Here is a 656-nt window from a genome sequence, read left to right on the forward strand (position 1 = left end):
CATCCTCGGCCTTGGCGCGTCGTGTCAGCCATAGCATCAGCACCAGATAGGTCCAGACGCCGGCGTTCCAGCCAATGCGGATTTGGCTGACAAGGGTGTCGGCCGGCACCAGGATGCCCACGGCAATCCCGAGCACGGCGGCGGCGGAGAGGCGGGGGTGGGTGCGGGCTAGAAACGACATAGGTGCTCACAACGCAGGCGGTTGTGAGCACCATAGCATCACTCGGTCTTGTGGCGCTTGCGCACCAGCTTCATGACCACCACGAAGAACACCGGCACAAACACCACCGCGAGCGTCGCCGTAATCATCCCGCCGATCACCCCCGTACCAATCGCCTGCTGGCTGGCCGAGCTGGCACCGGTGGCAATCGCCAGTGGCACCACGCCGAGGATGAACGCCAGGGACGTCATGATGATCGGCCGCAGGCGCAACCGTGCGGCTTTCAAGGTGGCGGTGACCAGGTCTTCGCCCTGGTCATACAGGTCCTTGGCGAACTCGATGATCAGGATCGCGTTCTTCGCCGACAAGCCGATGATGGTGATCAAGCCGACCTTGAAGAACACATCGTTGGGCATGCCGCGCAAGCTCACCGCGACGACCGCGCCGAGTACACCGAGCGGCACCACCAGCAACACCGAGGTCGGGATCGACCAGC

Annotated in this window: 1 protein-coding gene and 1 pseudogene; both read right to left on the reverse strand. The window is 63.7% G+C overall.

Annotation, left to right across the window (positions count from 1 at the left end):
- Positions 1-181, reverse strand: a pseudogene (locus HX812_RS31920) (DUF1345 domain-containing protein); the annotation flags it as partial.
- 38 nt (positions 182-219) lie between these two features.
- On the reverse strand, positions 220-656 hold a 437-nt coding region (locus HX812_RS31925), incomplete at its 5' end, for an efflux RND transporter permease subunit (protein WP_178949165.1).

Source organism: Pseudomonas sp. IPO3749, from assembly GCF_013386605.1.
Classification (GTDB): domain Bacteria; phylum Pseudomonadota; class Gammaproteobacteria; order Pseudomonadales; family Pseudomonadaceae; genus Aquipseudomonas; species Aquipseudomonas azotoformans_A.